The 16,647-nt window shown below is 69.4% G+C and carries 18 protein-coding genes; 12 read left to right on the top strand and 6 right to left on the bottom strand.

The window, feature by feature from the left end; all coding sequences use genetic code 11:
• Positions 1–41: 41 nt before the first annotated feature.
• A complete protein-coding gene (locus ACH34Q_RS35625; protein ID WP_395987559.1) occupies positions 42–1,643 on the bottom strand; it encodes an acyl-CoA synthetase in 1,602 nt (533 codons plus the stop codon).
• A 119-nt stretch (positions 1,644–1,762) separates the two neighbouring features.
• On the opposite strand from ACH34Q_RS35625, the gene ACH34Q_RS35620 reads away from it, so the two are divergent.
• The 8 genes from ACH34Q_RS35620 to ACH34Q_RS35585 all read left to right on the top strand — a co-directional run bounded on the left by ACH34Q_RS35620 (position 1,763) and on the right by ACH34Q_RS35585 (position 10,122).
• Positions 1,763–2,590 carry an SDR family NAD(P)-dependent oxidoreductase gene (locus ACH34Q_RS35620; protein ID WP_395987558.1) on the top strand — a complete coding sequence of 276 codons (828 nt, stop codon included), beginning with the start codon at positions 1,763–1,765 and terminating at the stop codon, positions 2,588–2,590.
• A 124-nt stretch (positions 2,591–2,714) separates the two neighbouring features.
• Complete coding sequence (locus ACH34Q_RS35615; protein WP_395987557.1) at positions 2,715–3,617, top strand: tyrosine-protein phosphatase; 903 nt, start codon at positions 2,715–2,717, stop codon at positions 3,615–3,617.
• Positions 3,618–3,751: 134 nt separating this feature from the next.
• The gene (locus tag ACH34Q_RS35610) at positions 3,752–5,311 is read left to right on the top strand and encodes a hypothetical protein (RefSeq protein ID WP_395987556.1); all 1,560 of its coding nucleotides are present in this window, start codon (positions 3,752–3,754) and stop codon (positions 5,309–5,311) included.
• Between the two features lie 151 nt (positions 5,312–5,462).
• The gene (locus ACH34Q_RS35605; protein ID WP_395987555.1) at positions 5,463–6,707 is read left to right on the top strand and encodes a PP2C family protein-serine/threonine phosphatase; all 1,245 of its coding nucleotides are present in this window, start codon (positions 5,463–5,465) and stop codon (positions 6,705–6,707) included.
• A 114-nt stretch (positions 6,708–6,821) separates the two neighbouring features.
• Entirely contained in the window at positions 6,822–7,613 is a 792-nt protein-coding gene (locus ACH34Q_RS35600; protein WP_395987554.1) for an ABC transporter ATP-binding protein, read from the top strand.
• Between the two features lie 9 nt (positions 7,614–7,622).
• Positions 7,623–8,384 (top strand): ABC transporter permease, encoded by a 762-nt coding sequence (locus ACH34Q_RS35595; RefSeq protein WP_395987553.1) that lies wholly within the window; start codon positions 7,623–7,625, stop codon positions 8,382–8,384.
• 45 nt (positions 8,385–8,429) lie between these two features.
• The gene (locus ACH34Q_RS35590; protein ID WP_395987552.1) at positions 8,430–9,269 is read left to right on the top strand and encodes a MerR family DNA-binding transcriptional regulator; all 840 of its coding nucleotides are present in this window, start codon (positions 8,430–8,432) and stop codon (positions 9,267–9,269) included.
• Positions 9,270–9,315: 46 nt separating this feature from the next.
• A complete protein-coding gene (locus ACH34Q_RS35585) occupies positions 9,316–10,122 on the top strand; it encodes a histone-like nucleoid-structuring protein Lsr2 (RefSeq protein WP_395987551.1) in 807 nt (268 codons plus the stop codon).
• Positions 10,123–10,211: 89 nt separating this feature from the next.
• On the opposite strand, the gene ACH34Q_RS35580 is transcribed toward ACH34Q_RS35585, so the two are convergent.
• Positions 10,212–10,520, bottom strand: a complete 309-nt coding sequence (locus tag ACH34Q_RS35580) for a hypothetical protein (protein ID WP_395987550.1) — start codon at positions 10,518–10,520, stop codon at positions 10,212–10,214.
• A 910-nt stretch (positions 10,521–11,430) separates the two neighbouring features.
• Here ACH34Q_RS35580 and ACH34Q_RS35575 point away from each other — a divergent pair.
• Together ACH34Q_RS35575 and ACH34Q_RS35570 are read left to right on the top strand one after the other, a co-directional pair.
• Entirely contained in the window at positions 11,431–11,928 is a 498-nt protein-coding gene (locus tag ACH34Q_RS35575) for a hypothetical protein (protein ID WP_395987549.1), read from the top strand.
• Between the two features lie 125 nt (positions 11,929–12,053).
• Positions 12,054–12,218 (top strand): hypothetical protein, encoded by a 165-nt coding sequence (locus ACH34Q_RS35570; RefSeq protein WP_395987548.1) that lies wholly within the window; start codon positions 12,054–12,056, stop codon positions 12,216–12,218.
• Between the two features lie 141 nt (positions 12,219–12,359).
• Here the strand turns inward: ACH34Q_RS35570 and ACH34Q_RS35565 are convergent, their stop codons facing one another.
• From ACH34Q_RS35565 to ACH34Q_RS35555, 3 genes are read right to left on the bottom strand one after another with little or no spacing between them, the layout of a single operon-like run.
• A complete protein-coding gene (locus tag ACH34Q_RS35565) occupies positions 12,360–12,581 on the bottom strand; it encodes a Uma2 family endonuclease (protein ID WP_395987547.1) in 222 nt (73 codons plus the stop codon).
• Positions 12,500–12,922 (bottom strand): Uma2 family endonuclease, encoded by a 423-nt coding sequence (locus ACH34Q_RS35560; RefSeq protein WP_395987546.1) that lies wholly within the window; start codon positions 12,920–12,922, stop codon positions 12,500–12,502. The genes ACH34Q_RS35565 and ACH34Q_RS35560 overlap by 82 nt, the downstream gene beginning before the upstream one ends.
• Before the next feature lie 56 nt (positions 12,923–12,978).
• Positions 12,979–13,401 carry an ATP-binding protein gene (locus ACH34Q_RS35555; protein WP_395987545.1) on the bottom strand — a complete coding sequence of 141 codons (423 nt, stop codon included), beginning with the start codon at positions 13,399–13,401 and terminating at the stop codon, positions 12,979–12,981.
• A 281-nt stretch (positions 13,402–13,682) separates the two neighbouring features.
• Here ACH34Q_RS35555 and ACH34Q_RS35550 point away from each other — a divergent pair, with 281 nt between their 5' ends.
• Positions 13,683–14,558, top strand: a complete 876-nt coding sequence (locus ACH34Q_RS35550; protein WP_395987544.1) for a Scr1 family TA system antitoxin-like transcriptional regulator — start codon at positions 13,683–13,685, stop codon at positions 14,556–14,558.
• 2 nt (positions 14,559–14,560) lie between these two features.
• Positions 14,561–14,749 carry a DUF397 domain-containing protein gene (locus tag ACH34Q_RS35545; protein ID WP_395987543.1) on the top strand — a complete coding sequence of 63 codons (189 nt, stop codon included), beginning with the start codon at positions 14,561–14,563 and terminating at the stop codon, positions 14,747–14,749.
• A gap of 225 nt (positions 14,750–14,974) precedes the next feature.
• Here the strand turns inward: ACH34Q_RS35545 and ACH34Q_RS35540 are convergent, their stop codons facing one another.
• Positions 14,975–16,612 carry an ABC transporter substrate-binding protein gene (locus tag ACH34Q_RS35540; RefSeq protein ID WP_395987542.1) on the bottom strand — a complete coding sequence of 546 codons (1,638 nt, stop codon included), beginning with the start codon at positions 16,610–16,612 and terminating at the stop codon, positions 14,975–14,977.
• Positions 16,613–16,647: the final 35 nt, after the last annotated feature.

Below are 16,647 nucleotides of genomic sequence, written 5' to 3'. Positions count from 1 at the left end.
AGCCCGTGCCCAGGCATCGGCCAGAGCCCGTCCGCGAGGCGTCAGCCGGTGGCACCGCCCAGGACGCGCTTGGCCCAGCGGTAGTCGGCCTTGCCGCTGGGCGAGCGCACGATCGCGTCGGTGAACGTGATCGACGCCGGGATCTTGTAGCCCGCCAGCTGCGTACGGCAGTGCGTGCGCAGCTCCTCGATCTCGGGCGCAGCGACGCCCGGGCGCGGCTCGACGACGGCCGCGACCCGTTCACCGAAACGCTCGTCGGGGACGCCGGCCACCAGCGCGTCCATCACGGCCGGGTGCGACTTGAGGGCCTGCTCGACCTCCTCGGGGAAGACCTTCTCTCCCCCGGTGTTGATGCAGCCCGAGCCCCGTCCCAGCACCACGATCGAGCCGTCGGTCTCGATCCGTGCCAGGTCGCCCAGGACCGTCCAGCGCGTCCCGTCGATGACCGGGAACGTGCGGGCGGTCTTCTCGGGGTCGTTGTGGTAGCCGAGCGGAACATGCCCGGTCCGCGCCAGGTAGCCGGTCTCGCCGGATCCGGGCGCGACCGGCTTCATCCCGGTGTCGACCACGGTGACCTGCGGATCGGGGGCGAGCCGCATCAGGCCGTCGGCGCCGACGCTGATGCTGCCGTCGGCCCCCGACTCCGAGGCGCCGAACGCGTTCATGATGAAGATCCCGGGCCGCAGTTCGGCGAGCTCCTCCTGGACGCTGCGCGACAGGATCGCACCGCCGGAGCCCAGCACCACCCATGAGCCCAGGTCGTACTCGTCCCCGTGCGCGCGGACCGCGTCGGCCAGCGGGCGCGCGATGGCGTCGCCCACGACGGTGACGATCGTGGCCTTCTCGCGGTCGATGAGCCGCAGCGTCTCGATCGGGTCGTACCGGCGCATCAGGATCCCGCTCGACCCGGTGAACAGCGCCGTCAGCAGCGTGTAGACGGCCGCGCCGTGCATCAGCGGCGCCGTGATCAGGTAGCCGATCCCGGTGCCCGCCAGCGCGGCCGCGACCAGCGACTCCGAGGTGAGGTGCGGGTCGCCGCCGTGATTGCCCCCGCGCAGGGCGGCCATGTAGAAGTCCTCGTGCCGCCAGACCACGCCCTTGGGCATCCCGGTGGTCCCGCCGGTGTAGAGGATGAAACGGTCGTCGGCCGTACGCTCGGCGGCCAGCGGGGCGGTCGCCTCGGGGCTCGCGTCGTAGTCGTCGAGGCCGACGTGATCGGGCCAGGTGACGGCCTCGCCCTCGTCCTCGTTCCGTACCACCATGACCTGGCGCAGTTCGGGACAGTCCGCCGCCACCCGGGCGGCGGCGGGGGTGAAGTCCTCGTCGATGACCAGCGCGACCAGATTCGCGTCGGTGTAGAGGTACTGCAGCTCCCGGTCGGTGTACCGGTAGTTGATGTTGACGGGAACCGCGCGGACCTTGAAGCACGCCAGGAGCGTCTCGACGTACTCGACCCCGTTGAGCATCTGCACGCCCACATGCCCGCCCGGCTCGACGCCGGCCGCCCGGATGCGGTGCGCCAGCCCGCTGGCCCGCCGGTCCAGCTCCGCGAACGTCAGCCTGCGCTCGCCGCAGATCACGGCCGTACGGTCGGGGACGGCGGCGGCCACGGCCTCGTAGAGGTTCGCGAGATTCAGCGTCATGGCCGAAAGTTAGAGCCCGCCCTCGCGCGGCCGCGCCGAACCGTCCCACTGATCGGGAGACGCAGGCCACAACCGGACGCGTTCCGATCTCATCGACGGACCCGAACGAGGAGGTACGGATGCCGTCCACCCCGGTAGCCCTGGTCACCGGCGCGAGCCGCGGGATCGGCCGCCGTACGGCCCTGGCCCTGGCCGGCGCGGGCTACGACGTCGCGTTCACGGCCCGTACCGTCGAGGAGGGCGACGGCCGGATCCCGGCCCGCCAGGAAGGCGACGCCATCGCCGTCCCCGGCAGCCTGAGCACGACCCGGGCCGAGATCGAGGCGCTCGGCGGCCGGGCCCTGCCCGTACGGATGGACCTGCTCGACCTCGCGAGCGTCCGGTCGGCGGCCGACACGGTGCACCGCGAGTGGGGCCGCATCGACCTGCTGGTCAACAACGCCGTCGCGCACATCGCCGGGAACCACGCCCGGTTCCTGGATCTCGATCCCGAGGTGGCCGCCCGGACGATCACCGGCAACTACCTGCACCAGATCGCGCTCCTCCAGGCGGTGATCCCCCGGATGCTGGAGCAGGGCGGCGGCACCATCGTCAACCTGTGCTCCGGCTCGGCCACCACCGACCCGCCCGCCCCGCCGGGCGAGGGCGGCTGGGGCGTGGCCTACTCCGCCTCCAAGGCGGCCTTCGGCCGGCTGGCCGGCGCGGTCAACGCCGAATATCTCTCCAAGGGGATCCGGGCGTTCAATCTCGACCCCGGCTTCGTGATCACCGAGGCGGGCGCCGCCCGGGGCGGTACCGCCACGATCGCCGGCAAGGGCTTCGACCCCACTCCGGAGGAGGCCCCCGCCGCCGCGATCGTCTGGCTCGCCTCGTCCCCCGGCGCCGGCGCGCTCCTGGGCAAGGTCATCTGGACGCCCAAGCTCGTCCGCGAGCAGGGCCTGCTGTGATGCGCGCCGAGCCTGCCGCGACGGGCCTGCGGTGACCGGTCTCCCGCTCACCGGGAAGCCGTCTCCGCCGGGCTGAGTGAGCTGTCTTACATTCGGGCGACCGTTCACCCCCTGGGAGCCCACCATGCGTTTCGTACCCGCACTCGGCGTCGCCGCGCTGACCGCCGGCAGCCTGATGATCGCCCCCGCGGCGCACGCGGCGCCGCCCGCCCCACCCGCCGTCCAGCAGGTCCAGACCCCGACGGACCTGCTCCAGGGCACGGTCAACTTCCGCGATGTCGGCGGCTACCGCACGTTCAACGGCTTCCACGTCAAGAAGGGCGTGGCGTACCGCGCCGACGCCCTCAACCACGCCACCGACGCCGACCTGGCCGAGCTCACCCGGCTGGGCATCGAGCGGATCGTCGACTACCGCACGCCGCTGGAGGTCAGCGTCGACGGCGCCGACCGGCTGCCCGCGGGGCTTGCGGTCACCGAGCGTCCGATCAGCGACACCGGCATGTACGCCGAGCTGACCGGCGCCATCGCCGGCAAGGACCCCGTCCGCCAGGAGGCCGTGCTCGGCAACGGCCGGGGCGAGCGGATCATGGAGGGCCTCTACCGCAGCTTCGTGACCGACCCCGAGTCCCGCGCCTCCTTCGGCCGTACGCTCGAGGAACTCGCCGACCGGGACCGGACCCCGCTGGTCTTCCACTGCACCAGCGGCAAGGACCGTACCGGCTGGACCAGCTACCTGCTGCTCAGCGCCCTGGGCGTCTCGCACCGCACCGCCGCGTACGACTTCCTGCTGTCCAACGACTACCGCCGTACCGCCGACGCCGCCGCCCGCGACGGTCTCAAGGCGGCCGGCTACATGCAGAACCCCGAGCTGCTGACCCCCATGCAGGAAGTGCGCTCCAACTACCTGGCCGCCGCCCTGACCGAGGTGAAGCGCTCGTACGGCTCGGTCGACCGCTACCTCCGCTACGGCCTTGGCCTGCACCCGCGCACGCAGGCGCAGCTGCGCCGCAACCTCCTCACCCGCTAGCCCCGGACGGTTTGAAGGCCGGGCCCCGGGAAGGGGTCCGGCCTTCGTTCGCGGCCTGGCCATGGAACCGGGCGCCGTCCGTGAGCCGGTCAGGGCCGGTATGGGCTGGTATCCATGTGGCAGGATGATCCGCCGTGGCCAGATTCAAGCGTTCCGCCGAACTCGCCGTCGTTCCCCGTTCCCTGTTCGACGAGGTGACCCGCGATCTGCTGAACGCCTTGGAGGGCCTTCGCTTCTCTAGGGATGGGCTTCTCATCGGGGACGGTGTCCTCGGCGATATCCACTTGGTCGAGGGTGAACATCTCGCCCCCGGCGCCTGCTACACCATCGAACTGCCCCCGGCGGAATCGGCGGACGGCCGCAAGAAGAGCGGCAAGGCCGGAACCGTCGACGTGGAGCTCCTCCCCCAGGACAAGACCAACGAGCGACGCGTCCACATCACCGTCACCATCGCCGGCCACCTCGCCACCATGACCGTGCGGCTGCGTACGGAAGGTCAGCGCCTCCATTCCGTACGCGTCGAGGGTTCCTACCAGGGGCCCGGTCCGCTGCGCGGGCTGCAGCGCGCGAGCTGGGAAGGCGAAGCGCGACTCCAGGACTGGTGGTCGCTTCCGGCGGGCGGGAGCCGGCGGCCGCCGCCCTTCACCCTGACCGTTCGGCATCCGCTCGCCTTCGCCTCCGTGCGGCTGACACGCGGCGAGGCAGGCGGCCGCAAGCGCTGGAAGACCAGGACCACGGTCGACGTCCGCGGACGCCGGCTGCTGCGCCCGTTCGCCGCGGCCGGGCTTCTGTTCACCCGGCCGCGCATCCGGCGCGCCTTCGCCGAAGCGATCGACACGGCCGTGTCCACCTGGAACGACGCCGTTCCCGACGTCACCGGACGTGAAAGGCGCGAACGGCAGGAGCGCCTGACGTTCCGGCACCAGGTCACGGTCACCGGCGTGACCCGCCAATGGGCCGAGGACTTCGCGACGGCTCTGCACGAGGAGATCGCCGGACTGCGCTTCAAGGACGCCCGGCTCGTCGACGAGGCCGAACCCTCCGCGGACGTCCGGCTGGTACGGGGCGAGCACATCGAGTCCGGCGCGCAGTATCGGATCGCCGTCCCCGCCGAAACCGAAGAACCGCAGGAGCCGGTGCAGGTGGACGTCGTGTCGTGGGAGCCCGCAGGCCTGACCCGTGTCGAATTCACCGTTCCGGAAGAGTCGTACCAGGGCTGGGGCGAACTCTGCAGCACGCGGGGATCGGCCGCCCTCCGAGCCTCGGTCACGAAGCGAGAGACGGGGTCGTGGGAGGCCCTCACGCGCTTCACATGCGAGGGCGAAGGCGACCTCGACCGCTGGTGGGACGCGGCCGACAAGGCGCCCGCCCTCACCGCGACCGCCGCCCACCCTCTGGCGCGGGCGGTCCTGACCGTGACCGGAGCCCCGGCACGGCGCGACCGGTGGACGGTGGAGGTCACGGCGACCGTGGAAGGCCTGGACTGGGCCCGTCCCCTCGTCGCCGCCGCCGGTCTGCTGGCCGCCGGGCACATGGAGAAGTCGTTCCGGCAGGCGGTCGAGGAAACGGCGGAGGAATGGAACCGCTTCCACGCGCAGCCGTCCGGCCACGATCCGCGCCAGGCGGCAGCCGTGGCCACCCGGGCGCTCCTCGCCTCCCTCGCCCGCCCGGACACTCCGGATGCCGGCGCCTGAAGGGCCGGCCTTCGCACCTGCGGGACTCGCGGCCACCCTGTTTCCCCACCTGAATCGCAGGGCACAGGAGGAACGTGCCGTGCGGCCCGGGGTCGTGGCGCACGGCTTTCGCGACGACGCGCGAATGGTGAGGTTCTGACGATGGGGAGCCATGGCGCCGGACCCTGAGCGGCGACTACTCGGGGAACTGATCGATGCCAGTCACCTGATGTCGATGCAGCAGATACCGACCGCGGTGGCCGAGTACGCGGGCGGCGCCGGGTTCCGGGACGTGCTGATCTACGTGGTGGACCTGCAGCAGAACGTGCTGCGCCTGCTGACCGGACGGGACGAGGACCCTCCCGGCGCCGATGACGCGGTGGCGGAGCTGCGGATCGAGGGGACGCTGGCCGGGCGGGCCTTCCAGAACGTGGAGCCGGTGCAAGGGCAGTCCGCCGACGCCGGCACCGACCTGTGGTGGGTACCGCTGCTGGACGGGACCGAGCGGATCGGGGTCATGCGCGCCACCGCCGGCCATGGCGACGAGAACGCCCAGCGGACTCTGCGGCGGCTGGCGGGCCTGGTGGCCTTGCTGATCGTCAGCAAGACCCCGCACAGCGACACCTACGCCCGGCTGGTGCGGACCCAGTCCATGACGGTCTCGGCCGAGATGCAGTGGCGCCTGATGCCGCCGCTGACCTTCGCCAACGACCGCATGGTCATCGGCGCGGCCCTGGAACCGGCCTACAAGCTCGGCGGCGACGCCTTCGACTACGGCCTGGCCGGCGACATCGTCCATCTGTCGGTCTTCGACGCCATGGGCCACAACACCACGTCCGGGCTGACCGCGAACCTGGCCGTGGCGGTCTGCCGCAACAGCCGCCTCCAGGGCGCCGGCCTCGTCGAGACCGGCCAGGCGATCGAGGAGGTCCTGACCCGCCAGTTCGACTCCGGCGGATTCGTCACCGGGGTGCTGGCGGAACTGAACACCCGCACCGGCCTGCTGTCGTGGACCAACCACGGCCATCCCCCGCCGGTCGTCATCCGCGGCGGACGCTGGGTCACCACCCTGGAGTGCGCACCGGCCTGCCCGCTGGGCACCGGCCTGGGCGACATCGCCGACCTGTGCCAGGAACAGCTCGAACCGGGCGACCGGATCCTGCTCTACACCGACGGCATCATCGAAGCCCGCAACGCCCAGGGCCAGGAGTTCGGCCTGCACCGCTTCGTCGACTTCATCATCCGCCACAACGCCGGCGGCCTCCCCGTACCCGAGACCCTCCGCCGCCTCGTCCGCAGCATCCTGGACCACCACTCCGGCCGCCTCGACGACGACGCCACCGTCCTCCTCCTGGAATGGCACGGTCCGCGCGGGTCTTCCGACCCGTCCACCAAGGAAGCGCTCCAAATCACCTGAGTCCCGCTCCCAGGAGGCGGGCGCGGTGACAAGGCACGGCGTTGCGGATCGAGTGAACGAAACCGCCCCGCGGGCTTGACCCTGACGCTGCGTCAACCCTCCATGCTGGCCGTCATGAGCATCCCTCCGGCAACCGGTCAGGTCCAGGGGCCTGCGATCCACGTGCAGGGCCTGGAGAAGTCGTACAAGGAACTGCGCGTGCTGCGCGGCGTGGACCTCGACGTGGCGCGGGGCAGCGTCTTCGCCCTGCTCGGCTCGAACGGGGCGGGCAAGACCACCATGGTGAAGATCCTGTCCACGCTGCTCAAGGCCGACACCGGGACCGCCCGGGTCAACGGCTTCGATGTCGCGACACAGGCCGCCGACGTACGCGAGTCCATCAGCCTCACCGGGCAGTTCGCGGCGGTCGACGAGATCCTCAGCGGGCGGGAGAACCTCGTCCTGGTCGCCAGGCTGCGGCACCTCAAGGGCCCGGGCGCGATCGCGGACGACCTGCTGAGGCGCTTCTCGCTGACCGAGGCGGGCGCCCGGAGGGTGGCGACGTACTCCGGTGGCATGCGCCGCCGCCTGGACATCGCGATGAGCCTCATCGGGGATCCGCCGGTCGTCTTCCTCGACGAGCCGACCGCCGGGCTGGACCCGCAGGCGCGCGTCGAGGTGTGGCAGGCCGTCAAGGAGCTGGCCGAGGGCGGCACGACCGTGCTGCTCACCACCCAGTACCTGGACGAGGCCGAACAGCTCGCCGACCGGATCGCGATCCTGCACCAGGGCCGGATCATCGTCGACGGCACCCTGGCCGAGCTCAAACGGCTGCTGCCGCCCGTCAAGGTCGAGTACGTCGAGAAGCAGCGATCCCTCGAAGACGTCTTCTTCGCGGTCGTCGGCGACGCCGGCGAAGACAGGTAAGGAACGACCATGGCCGCGCACTTCTTCGCCGACACCGCCGTCCTCACGGGACGGACCCTGCGCCACGTCACCCGCAGCCTGGACACCATCATCACGACCGCGATCACTCCGATCGCCATGATGCTGCTGTTCGTCTACGTGCTCGGCGGCGCGATCGACACCGGGACGGTCTCGTACGTGAACTACATGCTGCCCGGCATCCTGCTCATCACCATCGCGTCGGGCATCTCCTACACCGCGTTCCGCCTCTTCGCCGACCTGCAGGGCGGGATCTTCGAGCGGTTCCAGTCCATGCCGATCGCACGGTCGTCCGTGCTGCGGGCGCACGTGCTGACCTCGCTGGCAGCCAACGCGATCTCGCTCGTGGTCGTCGTCGGCGTCGCCCTCCTGATGGGCTTCCGCTCGTCGGCGGGGGTACCGGCATGGCTCGCGGTGGCCGGCCTCCTCCTCCTGTTCACGCTGGCCTTGACATGGGTCGCCGTCATTCCCGGCCTCACCGCCAAGAGCGTGGACGGCGCGAACGCGTTCGCCTACCCGCTCATCTTCCTGCCGTTCATCAGCTCGGCCTTCGTGCCCACCGGCACCATGCCCGGCCCGGTGCGCGCCTTCGCCGAGCACCAGCCGGTGACCTCCATCGTCAACACGATCCGGGCCCTGTTCACGCAGCAGCCGGTCGACTCCGGCATCTGGACCGCCCTCGCCTGGTGCGCCGGCATCCTCGTCATCGCCTACCTGTTCGCCGGCATCTCGTACCGTCGCAGGATCTCCTGAGCCGGCGCCGAGCGGGCCCGGGCGCGTCGAGGGCAGGATCAGAGCATGCTGACGATCGGACAACTGGCGGCGTACGCCGGCGTCACGGTGCGCGCGGTACGGCACTACCACCAGATCGGCCTCCTGCCCGAGCCGGAGCGGGACGCGTCGGGTTACCGGTGGTACGGCGCGCGAGCGGTCGTGTCCCTCATCAAGATCCGCACCCTCGCCAATGCCGGCGTGCCGCTGTCCCAGATCGGTCGGATGCTCGAAGCCGACACCTCGGCCTTTGCCGAAGCGCTCCAGCAAATCGACGGCCACCTGCGCGAGCAGATCGAACAGCTCGAAAGCAGCCGCGAGCAGATCGCGCAGCTCGCCGCCGGGGACAGCCTGGCGCTTCCACCGGAAGTGATCTCCTATCTCGATCGGCTCCGGGAGATCGGGGCGTCAGAGCCGATGGTGGAGGGCGAGCGGGACGGCTGGATCCTGGTCGCGGCCCTCTGGCCCGATCGGATCCGCGAGATCATGTCCGCGAAGCACGCCCAGCTCGATGACCCGCGACTCGTCCGGCTCTATCGGGTCCTGTCGGAGCTCATCGAAAGCGACGCGGCCGACGACCCGCGTCTGGAGGAAGCCGCCGACATCATGGCCGCCCTGGCCGAGCAGGCGTACACCGCCGGCGAGCTCGACCTCGGCGAGGTGGCGCAAGACGATCTGGCGGTCGGCCTCCTGGACGCACTTCCCCTCGAGGCAGACCCGCGTGCGCAGCGGCTGCTGGACATGATGCGCGAGCGCGGCTGGGCCGGCTGGACCCAAGTGGAACGCCTGGCCGAGCCACCCGCACCCTCACGCTGTGAGCCAGGTGGCGCTACGGAGGGCTCTGCACAGCAGGGCGGGGTGGCCTAGTCGGTGGCGAGAGGACAGTCCTGGCCGGGCGCTAACGTGGCCGAACGTGAGCGTGAGTGAGAAAGAGTGGCGTGAGTCGCATGCCGCCGCAGTCCGCGACTACAACGGCAGAGTCCGCGCCTGGGCCGAGCAGAACGGCATGTCCGTACGTTCCAGGGGCCGCATCCCCGCCGCCATCGAGGAGATGTACCTGCAGGCGACCGACGACGACATCATCGACGTCCTCACCCAGATCGAGAGGCTCCGGCCACCGCGCACACCCACCGCCTACGACTGGCTCAAGGGCCCGGACTGGCAGCATTTCCTCGCAGGGGCGGCGTTCTGCCTCGTCTGGGTCGACGGTCTCGGCGTGACAGGATGCCTCGAAGAGCTGACCTGGCTGCATCCCGTGCCCGGCGGCCCCACGCCGCTCCGACAGGTGATGTCCCGGCCCGAACCTCCGGCCAGCGACATCGCAGGAGCGACACGAATCGGCGAGTGGACCCTCCTCTACCAGCCGGAGGGCGGCTCTCTCGGGGTGGCGGCGGCAGCCCAGCGGCTCTCCGGCGACGGCCGCCGGACGGTCGTGTACTGGCAGCACCCGATCCTCGGCCACGAACGCTTCCTGTACTACCGCAATGGTGAGCTCCTCACCGAATTCGACCCCATGTTCCCGGGCGACCGCCAAGGCTCCCAGCCGGACCTGCTGGTGCCGCAGATGACCGACGCCGGGCTCCTGCCCTTCAGCGACCCCGGCGACTCGCCCCGCGACCACGAACTCAAGGCACTCGACCTGGCGGACCGTCTCACCAGCGGCGCCCACGCAGGTCCTGAAGTGATCGGCGGGACGTTCCTGTGGGCTGAACGGCTCTAGGAGCTCAAGAGAGCGCCACAACGCCGGCGGCCTTCCCGTACCCGAGACCCGCGTCCATCTTGCACCAGCCCGCCCAGGACGAAGATCGTTCAGTAGGATCTGCTGGATTCCGGGAGATGGTGGGGACCTTGTTCAGAGTTTTTCGTCGGCGGCGTCCGGACGAACTGGCCCTGGTCGACGCCGAGATCACGGCTTTCGGCGAGGCGCTCGCGCGGCACGCCTTCGAGCCGGAGCAGTACGCCGCCGACGCGGAACTCCTCGCGCATTACGCCAGTGCGCTCGACGCCTACGAACAAGCCAAGGTGGCGTTCATCGGTGACCGCGACAGCAGAGACGCGGAAGACGTGCTGCGCTTTCTGGACGAGGGCCGATACGCGCTCGCCTGCGTCGATGCCCATCTTGCGGGACGTCCCGCACCGGCCCGGCGCCCGTTGTGCTTCTTCGACCCCCGGCACGGCGTGTCCGTCGACCGGGTGCGCTGGACACCGGAGGCGGGTGCCACCCGATTCATCGACGTGTGCGCCGCCGACCAGGTCAGACTCGGGGAGGGCATGCCTCCCATCGCGACCGGACGCGGCACCCCATCGGGCATCGTGAAAACCACGTCGATCACGCGCAGTGGGAATGCCCGCAGGTCCCAGGGCTCCGTACCGAGCGCTGAACCATCGACCCGGCCTCCTCACCGGGAGCCCGCACCGTTCAAGATATTTCCGCCGAGGACCCGCCAGTCGCGGCGAGCCCAAGGAAAAGGGAAAGGACAAGTCAGGTTCCCTACTTACGGACCGCACATTCCCTTGGTGCTCGTCGTCCGCCTCCGTGGAAGAGGACGTTCAGGAACGGTGAGCCCGGACAAGGTCGAACTCCTGGAAAGGGGAAAGGCCCGGCTCCTCCATCAGGGCAAGGAACTCCGACGAAGCCGCGTTGTGGCACCCATCCCGGTGCGCGACGCACCGCATGTCCTCGTGCGCATCCGGTCACAGGGCCAGTGGGCGGCATGGATACAGCCGGCGGATAGCGTCCCCGTCGTCGAGGCTCAGGTGAGCTCACGCGGCTCATTCGTCCTTCGCTACGCGGGAGGCCCCGCAAGCATCCAGATGACGCATAGAAGCAAGGGCGCCTTCTCTCTCACCGAACTCACCCCTGAATTCGAGCAGGGGGCGGAAGTCCTGTCCGGCCGGGGCACGTCTTCCACCGAAGGTCACCTGTCGGGCCCGTCCTACCTGCACGTACGCGCCGAAGCGAATGGGAGATCACCGTCAACGCCCCGACGACGGACCGCTGGTCCCGTTCCGGCGCGGATCGACGACGGTGACCTGGGTACGGGCCGTACCAGCAGATCTGTCGTTCCTCGGCGGAAGCGGTGAACCGGGCACGGAGCCTGGGCGTCTGAATCGCATGGGACCGACGATGGCCGAAGAAACGCCGGCGAAGAAGTCCTCCGGGTGTTTGCTGGTGCTGATCACCGGATTCCTGATGGCCGTCATCTCGATCTACGGGCTCCTGGCCGCGGATGAGATGCGGGTCTACTTTCAGGGAGATTCGACGACCGCGCGGGTCGAGGCGTGTTCGGGTGGAAGAAAGCCGCGCTGTACCGGTACGTGGATTCAGCCTGACGGCACGGCCGCCTCCGGGCCCGTTCTCGGGGCGGGACGGAGCACCATCGGCACATCGATCGAGGTCCGGGTCTTGGGCGGGACCGCCACGACCTCAGGCGCCGGCGATGTGTGGTTCAAGGTCATCGCCATGGCCGCCGCCATGATCGGCATCATGTGGGGATTCGTCTTCACCTGGCGCCGCAGGAGCTGACCCTTCGCAGCCTGCGCTGACCCCCACTCCTGGATCGACCCTGACACGTGCGCGGCGATCGACGTCCGGCAGAACGTCCGCACCGAACAGGTGCCCCGGCAGGGTCCCGCCTCCTGGTCGCCGCCATGGACCTCCGCCTGCCCGAGCACGACCAGCGCGCCAACGCGACCACAGTCCGGGAGGGCTCCTGCGGCATGACGCTCCTCACGACCACTCTTCCGCTCGCGGGCCTGATCGCCGCGGCGGCGCTGTCCGTCCCTGGCCTCCTACTCACCCGATCCCGCCGGTGACCGATCAGGCCGATTGCGCGCGAGCCACGGGCGAGAACCAAAGACCGGCTGCTCGGCACGAAGACGTGCACGCCGCCGAACGGCCCCACCGGCAGCCCGAGCCGAGAGAGTCCTGGCTTCGCCTGACGGCCGACCGCAGGGTCAGAAATCGGAGGTGGGCAGGGCGCCTTCGAGTGGGGCCGGGACAGGCAGGTCCTCGCCGAGGGAGACCGAGGCACTGTGCGTGTAGTCGTCGCCTCGGGGCTCGGAGAAGATCGTGGCCTTGCCCTGTTGGCGGTCGATCAGCAGGTACAGCGGGATGTCGGCAGCGGCGTATCCTCGGCGCTTGGCCCCCGGTCGCGTTCGGCCGCCTTGCGGTCCCACCGCCCACCGGAAGTTACCTCCAGGACCATCGCCACCCCGTCGGGCTTGCTGTGCCAATCGCGCCCGGCGAACGCGCCCTTGGGGGCGGCGATCCCGTCAGGAACATATTCGCCCTCGGGACTGATCAACGTCAGGTTGCGATGCAAACGCAGTCCATGGACCTCGCGCACCCAGTCGTCGACCGCCACGATGATGGTCTCGTGCTGTCCGTCGTGGGGCGGTGACACGATGATCTCTCCATCGACCAGTTCCGCACGGAAGCCCGGCATCACGTCGAGCGCGGCGAACGCCTCGCGCAGGTCGGCACGGACGCGCGACACCCCTTCGGGCATTGCCGTCATCGAAGGTCCCCTCGCGCTCCGAGCGGTGTGGCGCCGAATCTCGTATCGACCATGCATCAGGCTCGTTCCGCGAATGTGGCCCGGAGGGTTCGTCCTCGGGAATCGCCTTTCCAGGACCATGCGGTGGCGAGCGCGTCCACTGTGAGCAGGCCACGGCCGCTCTCCGCCAGTTCCACGATGTCGCCCACGCGCGGCTCCCCCGGACCGCCCTCGTCGATCACGTGGACGGTCACCCCGGCCACGTCCCTGCGGATCTCGATGGTGAAGTGCCCGCCGGCCTGTCCCGAACGGGTGTGCCGGAGCGCGTTGACGGCCAGCTCGTCCAGGACGAGGAGGACATCGTCCAGAGCTTCGAAGTCGGCCAGCAGGTGCGCGGCGAAAGCGCGGACACTCCACACCTGGTCGGCCGCGCCCCTGAACCTGCGCCGCCAATACATCGACGCGTCGGCTTCGGCGGGGACGGGGATGGCGAGCAGCATTGATCACCTCACGGGGAGAACGGAACGGAGCTTTCTGGCTCGTTCCATCCTCACGACGAACCGCGTCGCCGTACGGCGAAGAGGCCGTTCACCTCCCCGTACGGCCGATCGGCACGCGGCTACGGCGAACAGCGCGGCCGTTTACGTAAACGATCCGAACGTTCGATCTCACATCGCTCGTTCGAATAGCTGCACTATCGAATGACACTCATTGTGTTCGCGTGATAACACAGAGTTGACAGCAGCCCCCCGCCCCACCGGCACGATCTTGGAGGTCCCCGGTGACCAGCCCCTTCCTCCGCCGACGCCGCCTCGCCACCGAACTCCGAACCCTCCGCGAGGAGAAAGGCATCAAGGCCGAGGACCTGTCCCAGCAGATCCTCCGTTCTCGCATGACCGTCTCCAAGCTGGAGAACGGCCGCTGCCGTCCCGACGTAGCTGACGTCGTCAAGATCCTCGAAATACTCGGTGTCACCGGCGACAAGTGGCAGGAACTCTTCAACCTCACCTGCCAGGCCGCCGAACGCGGCTGGTGGGACAAGTACGGCGACGCGATGGGCCCTCGCCAACGCATGTACGCCGATCTCGAGTCCGCAGCAGAATCCATCTGCGGCTACAACCAGTTCGGCGTCCCGGGCATCCTGCAGACACCAGATTTCTCCCTGGCGCTGGTCGAACTCGATAAGGCCGACGGGCCTTTGACGTACCGACCGGACCGCATGCTGGAAGCACGCCAACGACGCCGGCAGGCTGCCTTCGGGCCAGGAGGTCCCACCTACGAGTTGATCCTGGACGAGTTCGTGGTACGCCGATTGGCCGTTCCACCTGGTGTCATGAGCGAACAACTCGTCCACCTGGTGCAGGCCGCCACGGCAGAACCTCGCCTATCCATCCACGTCCTGCCGGTCAATGCGCGGGTCGAGGGAGGCTTCCTGGCAAGGTCCACCTTTGCGATCTACACCTTCACCGACCCGCGTGACCCGCCGGTGGCGATCGCCGACACGATGCACACCGATATCGTCCACACCACAGCACGTGAAGTCGCTCGTTATGTCGAGCTGTACAGACGCCTGCGCGAAGCCTCGCTCTCGCCGGTCAGCAGCCTCACGCTTCTGGAGGAAGCTGCCAACGAGCTGAGCGAGCTGGCAGGATCGTAAGCATGATGCTCCGGTACGAAAACTGGCGTAAGTCCACCTACAGTGCGCCGGACGGCGATTGTGTGGAAGTCGGGTCCTCCTCCGCTGGCATGGTCGGTGTTCGCGACAGCAAGGAAGGCGACTCAAGCGCCGCCTTGGAGTTCACCCCTCGTGAATGGTCCGCATTCCTGCAGGCCGTCCGGTCACGGTAGCTCCAGGGCCGCGAGGGCTGCGGTGTAGAGGTGGCTGGGATCGGTCGGTAGGTCGCGGGCGGTCCAGCCCGGGATCGGCTTCACTTCCTGCGCCCAAGGGCGGAGTCGCTCGTAGACCGACAGGGCGTCGGCGGGACGCGCTGTCGGTTGTGGCCCCGGAGGCCGACCGGAAGGCCCGGCCCGGCCTCTGGCGGAGGTCGGGCCGGGTGGTTCGTGCGTCGACGGCTACCTGCTGATCCAGATGGTCTCGAAGCGGTGCGTGGAGAGTCCGTTCAGGGGCTTGCCCGTCGATCCGTCCGGCAGCTTGTACTCGGCCAGGCCCCTGACGTTGGGCTTGGTGATCACCGCGTTGGTGCTGAGGTGGTCGACCCAGATGAACGGCAGCAGTTCCCGCAGCCGCTGCTGCACGGTCGCGTAGGACTGCTTGCGCGCCTCCTGGTCCAACGTCCGGCGGCCCTTGTCGAGGGCCGCGCTGAGCTGTTCGTCCTTGATGCGGCTGGTGTTGAGGGAGACCTGGCCCACCGGCTTGGCGAAGGCGGAGTGCCAGTAGCGGTACTCGCCGTCGGGATCGGGGGCGGTGTACTGCGTCGCCACGATGGACTGGTAGTCGCCGGTGAGCGCCTGCTGGATGAGGCTGGCCTGCTCGCCCTGCCGGATGGTGACCTCGGCGCCCGCCTTGTTCCACATGTCCTGCACCAGTTCGGCGTTCTGGATCGAGGACTGGTCGGGCACGCTCAGGAGTTCGAACTTGACCGGCCCCTTCTCCTTCTCGTACTCGGCGATCAGCGCCTTCGCCTGGTTCGGGTCGTACGCGGGATAGGCGCCGGGTGCGTACCACGGGGAGTCGGGCGACCAGGGGCCGTCGGCGGGCTTGGTCAGGCTGGAACGCAGCGTCTTGATGAACGCCTGCCGGTCCGTCGCGTGCGCCAGTGCCTTGCGGACGCGCAGGTCGTCCAGCGGAGCCACCGCCGTGTTGAGGGTGAAGTACAACTCGGGCACCGTCATGCCCGCCACGCGGTACATCCGGTACGAGCCCTGCTCGGCGAGCTTGCCGAACTTGACGATGTCGTTGTCGCGGATGGTGGCCATGGCGCTCAGCCCGCCCGACTCCAGCGTCTGCGCCCGGGTCTGGAAGTCCGGCAGGATCCGGAAGTCGATCCCGTCGAGGTAGGGCAGCCCCTTCTGCCAGTAGCGGGGGTTCTTCTTCACCACGAAGCGGTTGCCCGGCGTGTAATTGCTGAACACGAACGGCCCGGTGCCCACCGGCTGGCGGCTGGCCTTGGCGGGATCGGCCAGCGAGGCCTTCGGGACGATCATGCCGATCTGCCCGGCCAGCGTGCTCGGGAAGCTCGCCCAGGGGCCGGTGAGCGTGACCTTGACGGTGCTCGGATCGACCGCCTCGACGCTGCGTACCGGGGCGAGGACCAGCGCGTTCAGCGGCGATTTCCGCTGCGCGTCCAGGTTGGCCTTGACCACCTCGGCGTCCAGCGGCTCGCCGGTGGAGAACGTGATCCCCTTTCTGAGCTTGATCGTCCACTCGGCACCGTCCCGGCCGGGCGTGATCGCCTCGGCCAGCAGCGGCCGCCACTGACCACCACCGTCGATGGTGGTCAGCGCCTCGATGATCGTTCCGCCCATCGTGTACGTCTGCGGTGCGAAGGTGTCCTTGGCGGGATGGAACCCGCCGGCGTCGGCTCCGACCCCGTAGACCAGCTTGCCGCCGGGGACGGGGGTGCCCTCGGGGCCCGATCCGGTCGTACCGGACTCGCCACCTGAGCACGCCACCAGCAGGCCGCCCAGCATCAGTGCCGACACGATGTGCGCGACCGTGCGCCACGGTCGCCGTTCGTTGATCGCTCCCACGTACGTTCCTCCTCGGAGATCGTTGCCCCCGAACG

It is taken from the genome of Actinomadura sp. 9N407 (assembly GCF_044326315.1).
Taxonomy (GTDB): Bacteria; Actinomycetota; Actinomycetes; order Streptosporangiales; family Streptosporangiaceae; genus Spirillospora.
Note: the sequence above shows the minus strand (reverse complement) of the source record. Positions and strands in the feature narration are given on the sequence as shown.

What these genes read in the sequence shown, in the direction of transcription:
- ACH34Q_RS35625 (WP_395987559.1), bottom strand. Translation starts at nt 1,643, where the DNA reads ATGACGCTGAATCTCGCGAACCTCTACGAGGCCGTGGCCGCCGCCGTC.
- ACH34Q_RS35620 (WP_395987558.1), top strand. Translation starts at nt 1,763, where the DNA reads ATGCCGTCCACCCCGGTAGCCCTGGTCACCGGCGCGAGCCGCGGGATC.
- ACH34Q_RS35615 (WP_395987557.1), top strand. Translation starts at nt 2,715, where the DNA reads ATGCGTTTCGTACCCGCACTCGGCGTCGCCGCGCTGACCGCCGGCAGC.
- ACH34Q_RS35605 (WP_395987555.1), top strand. Translation starts at nt 5,463, where the DNA reads ATGGCGCCGGACCCTGAGCGGCGACTACTCGGGGAACTGATCGATGCC.
- ACH34Q_RS35600 (WP_395987554.1), top strand. Translation starts at nt 6,822, where the DNA reads ATGAGCATCCCTCCGGCAACCGGTCAGGTCCAGGGGCCTGCGATCCAC.
- ACH34Q_RS35595 (WP_395987553.1), top strand. Translation starts at nt 7,623, where the DNA reads ATGGCCGCGCACTTCTTCGCCGACACCGCCGTCCTCACGGGACGGACC.
- ACH34Q_RS35590 (WP_395987552.1), top strand. Translation starts at nt 8,430, where the DNA reads ATGCTGACGATCGGACAACTGGCGGCGTACGCCGGCGTCACGGTGCGC.
- ACH34Q_RS35580 (WP_395987550.1), bottom strand. Translation starts at nt 10,520, where the DNA reads ATGGGCATCGACGCAGGCGAGCGCGTATCGGCCCTCGTCCAGAAAGCG.
- ACH34Q_RS35570 (WP_395987548.1), top strand. Translation starts at nt 12,054, where the DNA reads ATGGACCTCCGCCTGCCCGAGCACGACCAGCGCGCCAACGCGACCACA.
- ACH34Q_RS35560 (WP_395987546.1), bottom strand. Translation starts at nt 12,922, where the DNA reads ATGACGGCAATGCCCGAAGGGGTGTCGCGCGTCCGTGCCGACCTGCGC.
- ACH34Q_RS35555 (WP_395987545.1), bottom strand. Translation starts at nt 13,401, where the DNA reads ATGCTGCTCGCCATCCCCGTCCCCGCCGAAGCCGACGCGTCGATGTAT.
- ACH34Q_RS35545 (WP_395987543.1), top strand. Translation starts at nt 14,561, where the DNA reads ATGATGCTCCGGTACGAAAACTGGCGTAAGTCCACCTACAGTGCGCCG.